6 protein-coding genes are annotated in these 6,135 nt (G+C 36.0%); 5 read left to right on the plus strand and 1 reads right to left on the minus strand.

Features of this window, described 5'->3' with window-relative positions:
- Nucleotides 1-428: zinc ribbon domain-containing protein (locus F6K13_RS14190; RefSeq protein WP_287287676.1), on the minus strand; the 428-nt coding region annotated here is incomplete at its 3' end.
- Between the two features lie 419 nt (nt 429-847).
- Here F6K13_RS14190 and F6K13_RS14195 point away from each other — a divergent pair.
- The 5 genes from F6K13_RS14195 to F6K13_RS14215 all read left to right on the plus strand — a co-directional run bounded on the left by F6K13_RS14195 (nt 848) and on the right by F6K13_RS14215 (nt 4,848).
- Complete coding sequence (locus tag F6K13_RS14195; protein WP_287287678.1) at nt 848-1,969, plus strand: IS630 family transposase; 1,122 nt, start codon at nt 848-850, stop codon at nt 1,967-1,969.
- Nucleotides 1,970-2,104: 135 nt separating this feature from the next.
- Nucleotides 2,105-2,314 carry a DUF3285 domain-containing protein gene (locus F6K13_RS14200; RefSeq protein WP_124145358.1) on the plus strand — a complete coding sequence of 70 codons (210 nt, stop codon included), beginning with the start codon at nt 2,105-2,107 and terminating at the stop codon, nt 2,312-2,314.
- 38 nt (nt 2,315-2,352) lie between these two features.
- Nucleotides 2,353-3,027, plus strand: a complete 675-nt coding sequence (gene ybeY, locus F6K13_RS14205; RefSeq protein WP_240038980.1) for an rRNA maturation RNase YbeY — start codon at nt 2,353-2,355, stop codon at nt 3,025-3,027.
- A gap of 103 nt (nt 3,028-3,130) precedes the next feature.
- Nucleotides 3,131-3,640: a diacylglycerol kinase family protein gene (locus F6K13_RS14210; RefSeq protein ID WP_124145357.1), complete on the plus strand. Its 510-nt coding sequence runs from the start codon at nt 3,131-3,133 to the stop codon at nt 3,638-3,640.
- A gap of 620 nt (nt 3,641-4,260) precedes the next feature.
- On the plus strand, nt 4,261-4,848 hold the full coding sequence (locus F6K13_RS14215) for an aminodeoxychorismate/anthranilate synthase component II (protein WP_124145356.1): 588 nt from the start codon (nt 4,261-4,263) through the stop codon (nt 4,846-4,848).
- The last annotated feature ends 1,287 nt before the right edge of the window (nt 4,849-6,135 follow it).

Here is a 6,135-nt window from a genome sequence, read left to right on the forward strand (position 1 = left end):
TCCATTTCCATCGACATATTACCAATCCGCATCTGCATTGGGTTCATCTTCATTTCCATATCGCCCATTTTCATCGGTTCCATTGGTTTCATTGGTTCCATCGATGGCATACTTTTGCTAGGTGTTGCCTCTACTTGTTGAAGCGATAAAACTTCGGCATCACTCAAAGTAGGCGTCCCACCGATAGTACTTATTCCACCTGCCTGCAACTGAACAAAAGATTGTCCCTGTTCCGACTCTATCCGCAAAATTACTCCAGTAGCAGTTTTAAACAAAGTGGGTACTACAGTCCATTTACTTGTTTGAAACCCTGTACTTGCCTGTTGTTGTTGACCAGGACTACCACTGGAAAGAGTAACCACAGTTTGCATTACCTGATGTTCAATATAAACTTGCTGGCCATTACTAAGATTGCATTTGTCAGCCATAACTTTTAGTCGATCATTACTTAATTGTATATATTATAACAATCAACATCTTAACGTTAATATTTGTATCTCATATACGACCGAATCTGCTGTATTATTCACAGCAGAACTATTTCATATATATGTCCTTTATTCACTGTTCCTGAAAAATATCTAAATTTTTCCTCGATCAATTTGTCAATTATGATCAAGAGTAACTTTTTCATCAATATATTTATATTTAAGCTATAAGGCAAAAAATTTGATGAAAAAATAATCAAGAGTCGATGTATAGACACAAGAGTTAATATTATTGTTATAGTAGTATCGACTTTATCATCAATTTAAAACTCAGCTCGAGACAAATAATATCATGTCCGGTAGCATCGTTTGTGTATAATTGAAGAGGAGAAAAATAATTCCCTGGAGCGATCGCCATTATGCCAAGACGCTTAAGTATCCAAGAACACCTAAGTATAGATGAACTAGAAAGAAACTACCGAGCTACCTATGACCCAATAGAAAGGACTAGATACCAAATAATTTGGCTTCTAGCAAAAGGAAAAACAACAAAAGAAGTTTCTTCAGTCACAGGCTATTGTTTGGAGGCCATTCGTCAAATTGCACGTCGCTACAATCGGCAAGGTAAAGAAGGATTGGTAGATCGTCGCCATCAACATCCAGGGCAAAAGGGATTCCTTTCAGATGAAAGGCAAGGCCACCTAGAAATGGCCCTCCAGGAGAAAGCACCAGATGGAGGATTATGGAATGGGCGCAAGGTGGGGGATTGGTTAACAGAATTAATTGACCATCGAGTTGATCGGCGCAGGGGATGGGAATATTTACGGTCAATGAAATATAGATTACGAATCCCCCGACCACAGCATCAAAAGTCGGCAACTCCAACCGAACAAGAGAAATGGAAAAAAAGCGCACCGCCTGCGGCGAGGTCTCCTCGCCGTAAAGACGGAGCAAGAAAACTCTCTCACCGATTTGAACAACTAAAAGCCGAGTATCCAGAGGCCACTGTAGAACTCTGGGCAATGGATGAACATCGTTTGGGTCTCAAGCCAATTTTCCGACGAGTATGGACACCTGTGGGAGTACAACCAACTGCAGAGGTAAACTGGCGTTTTCAGTGGTGTTGGCTCTATGGGTTTGTACATCCCCAGTCAGGAGAAACATACTGGTGGCTTTTGCCCAAGGTCAATATTATTGTTTTTAACCAAGTGTTGGCTGACTTAGCTGGACATTTTGGTTTAGGAAAAAATAAGCACATGATATTAGTGCTAGACAGAGCAGGTTGGCACAGTAGTCAAAAACTGAAAGTTCCAGAGGGATTGCATTTGGAGTTCTTACCAGCCCATACACCAGAACTACAACCTGCCGAACGACTCTGGCCAATAATTAATGAACCGATCTGTAATCAAACCTTTGAAAATTTATCCCAGATGGAAGATATCGTTTTTGAGCGATGTATCAACTTAATGAAACAGCGATCGCTCATTCAAGGTCTCACTTGTTTTCGTTGGTGGCCTACTGATGATTTGTCAAGTGCTTGAAGAGTAGCGATCGCGGTAGCGTTGCGTAGCAATATCGCTCCGGGCAATTATTTTTCTTCCTCCTCTATTATACACAAACGATGCTACCGGACATGATATAACAACCACTAGAAAACTGTAAATATATTGATTTTTATGAGTAATTTATCTTCATCAACTCAAGACTCCAGACAAACACAGACACAGATAGAAACAAATGCTTCCACAACTGAACCAAAACCCAGTTATGTCAAACTGGCCATGAGAAATATGGTGAGGAAGGGAAGTAAATCACTCAAACATTTTGCCCTGACAACCATTGGACTTGTAGGTATATTGGTTGGCCTTGCCTATCTAACGCGATAATTAAAATCACATTTTTGAGCGGAAAGGAGAATTTAAGGTTGTATCTGGAAGTAAGTGTTCAGGATTATTTCTGGTCATCCTCTGTGTCAGAAGTAGAAAAATTAAAAGTCCAGAATGTTGACGAAGTCAGAAGTCAGAAGTCAGAAGTCAGAAGTTGTTTTTGTAAGGGGGATTTGAGCAAGTCTCCAAAAACATTTAGCCAATCAAAGCAGGGTTTTAGACCCAATTATTCTGATAAGGAAAAATTTTATCCCATATCTTCTGAAAATTGGGCATATTGGTTTCAAAAATGGCTAGAAATTCTACAACCAAATATTCCACTTGCTGAAAACTACGAACTTACTCTACGTCTGACCGGGGATGGCGAAATCCAAATCCTTAATCATCAGTATCGCGACCGGAATCAACCAACAGATGTTTTAGCTTTTGCTGCTCTGGAAGTAAATGTTCCTCAGCCAAAAGTACTAGATTCTGATTTACAACTATATCTGGGTGATATAGTAATTTCCGTTGAGACGGCCATTCGGCAAGCTAGACAACTGGAACATTCATTAACAACTGAATTAGTTTGGCTAGCCGCCCATGGTTTTCTACACCTACTTGGATGGGATCATCTTGACGAAAAGAGTTGGCAACAAATGCTCAAACAGCAATTATTTTTGCTTCATGCCGTTGGAATTACTATTGAGAAACAAATCACTTTAGAAAATTGACAAGACTAAGGGTAAATTTTGAACTTTTTAGATAGACTATTAATCGAGTAAGTCTTTGATTATCTGGGCCTTATTTATTAAATTGAACTGAGGTAGATAAATTATGAAACTTAATGAGTCATCAATATCTTACAATGAAGCCACTTTTATACACAAATCGAAAAATTCTTCTGCTCCGAAAATAAAGGGTTCTAAAAGTACAGTTAAACCTAATAGAGAATTATCTTGGCAAGTAGCAAATAGTCTTTTAATTAGCTTCAAATATGCTTGGGCAGGATTGTCTTATGCTTTCCAGACTCAGCGTAATTTTCGGATTCATACTTTCATCGGTATTGTTGCTGTTAGTTTGAGTATTTTATTAGAGTTAAAACCAATAGAAACAGCAGTTATTGTGTTAACTATTGGATTGGTTATGGCTATGGAATTACTGAATACTGCTATTGAATCTGTGGTAGATTTAACAGTTAAAAAAAGTTACCACGAGTTAGCCAAGATTGCTAAAGATTGTGCTGCAGGTGCTGTTTTAATTTCAGCTATTGTCGCATTACTTATCGCAAGTTATCTGATTTTACCTCAATTATTAAGTCTAGTTATTGATACTTTTAGTAGTTAGTGCCGCTACGCGGAAGTTAAAAGTCAATCATTTTTGATTTGTAATTGTTTTAGGATTTTGTAACTGGTCAGTTATTTCCGCCATCCTGCACTAGGGATTATCGCTTTGATTGATTAAATGGGGTGCAAGATTTGAGATTTTAAGTTGATATTTAATGAAATTTCAAACAAGAGTTGGTTATTTACTAACAGTAAAAAGTCCGGCAAACCTTCTTCTATGTTACCTGTTGTCTTTTGCCTGTTGCCTAAAAGCGACCAGTTTTTTTACCTAACTCAAATAAAATTACTATATAAGTTTTTGCCATTATCAAAGCATCTGGCTTTTTACAGTAAAAATAATTTTTACTGGAGTAGAGGTCTAGCTATAATCAAAGTATTTTGAAAGTTGTTTGGTAAAAAAAATACTTCTTGCATCAGTGCAATGAAGCTAGAACTTTAATAAAATTAGAGTGTTGTTCGTGCTTTAGTTGCTATTTTTCTCTTTAGCTCAGTAGTAAAACTTTCAGTTTTATGAATCTTAGTCTTGAGAAATTATTTCTCAAAATAACTAATCAGAAAAATTAGCGATCGCTCGTTGATCGAGAGATTAAATATATCTAGAAAATGAAGGAGTAAAACGCTTTGATTATAGTTATAGATAATTACGATAGTTTTACCTACAACTTAGTGCAATATTTAGGTGAATTGGGTGCAGAATTAGCAGTAGCAACTAATGTTAAAGTTTTCCGTAATGATAAAATTTATTTGGCAGAAATTAATGAGTTGAAACCTGATGGAGTTGTTATTTCTCCAGGTCCTGGTCGCCCTGAAAATGCTGGAATTTCTCAAGCATTAATTAAAGAATTAGGAGCAAGTTTACCTATATTGGGAGTGTGTCTCGGTCATCAAAGTATTGGTCAAGTATTTGGAGGAAAAATAGTTGCTGCACCAGAATTAATGCACGGTAAAACTTCTGAAATTTATCATCACGGAGTAGGAATTTTTGCAGGGTTAGATAATCCTATAACTGCTACGAGATATCATAGTTTAGTTATAGAGAAGGAAAGTTTTCCTGAAGTATTAGAAATTACGGGATGGGTTGAGGATGGAACTATTATGGGTGTTAGACATAGAAATTATCCTCATATTCAGGGGGTACAATTTCATCCGGAAAGTATTTTAACTAATTCTGGAAAGTTGTTAATGAGAAATTTTTTGGCAGGGTTGTAGAAATTTGAATAAGGGTTTTTAACTGTTGGTAGAAGTAAGGAAGAAGGAAGAAGGAAGAAGGAAGAAGGAAGAAAAAAGAAATATTGAATAAAAAAAAGGTAAATCTATTTATAGATATAACTATCTAAAATGAATTGGAGAAGATATTTTTAAGTATCTCCGATATAGATGCACCAAATGAAGTGCATTTTTTTTAACTTACCCTGTTAAAAGTCAGAATTATCCCAATTTAATACTTAATTACTATAATAAACCATACTTTGTTGATATTCCCCACAACAACCCACCAGCTTCATAGACTTTCATAAAATCAGGATATTGCTCATACCATTTCTCAGCAGCAATATTCCATTTTATTCCCGGTTCCTGTCGAGAAGTTCCCGGAATAGCTGCGCCATGAGGGTCATTTCAGTTATCAGTTATTAGTTATCTCCAGTAGGAGATTGAATTTTATTTCGAGATAAAACCAGGAAAATATGTTACATGATAAATATAATAAACGTGCTGATTGGTATCAAAAAAAACCTAAACAATTATCATTGTTTGAGTAATAAAATAAGTAGGCAACAATAATACTGCCTACTTTCAGAAGCCTACCGATTGCACTGAGTAATACAGGATACCAACGTACCCTATATAAACCCTTTATCTACTTAAAAATCTTATACTTGTAGGCTATGCAAAGTACAGCCATCGACCCAACCAGAAAGACTAAAAACTGAGGGTTTGCAGATAACGTTAGGAGTGCTGCTGCTAGCTGAAACATATCTAGGGCAATGGAAGAGATTTTGATTTTTTGATTTTTCATTTTATCTACCTCTATTATGAGTGTGAAGTTTTATTGCACTTGCATTTTTTCCTGAAGAGCTTGACAAATACTAGAAAAGTAGATAAACTAGGATTTAATAAGTAAGGTAGACATCAAAATCTCACTTATTCATATCGGATATGATGTCCAAATCTAACTTATGTATATCGGATATATGTATTGGTTAGTTTTGCTTTACTAATACTATAGTCGCTTGTACTTACCGTTTCATATTTAGGCACATTTCCTAAAATACTTCTCATAGTATTTGGCATAAATGCTGTCTTCAGAGAAAAAACATGAGCTTTTTAAGCTCTCATACAATAGTATCCAGGCACTCGCTCAGTCGCTAAACTCTTTAGAGTGCCTGAAATTATGTACAATAAAAAAAAATAGCACTAATACTATACATTATATCTATTTAGAAAAAAAGTCAAGTATTTTGCAAGAATAAATTTTTATGAGTATAGAATTGAAGA

This window comes from Okeania sp. SIO2B9 (assembly GCF_010672505.1).
Lineage (GTDB): Bacteria > Cyanobacteriota > Cyanobacteriia > Cyanobacteriales > Microcoleaceae > Okeania > Okeania hirsuta.

What these genes read in the sequence shown, in the direction of transcription:
- F6K13_RS14195 (WP_287287678.1), top strand. Translation starts at nt 848, where the DNA reads ATGCCAAGACGCTTAAGTATCCAAGAACACCTAAGTATAGATGAACTA.
- F6K13_RS14200 (WP_124145358.1), top strand. Translation starts at nt 2,105, where the DNA reads ATGAGTAATTTATCTTCATCAACTCAAGACTCCAGACAAACACAGACA.
- F6K13_RS14210 (WP_124145357.1), top strand. Translation starts at nt 3,131, where the DNA reads ATGAAACTTAATGAGTCATCAATATCTTACAATGAAGCCACTTTTATA.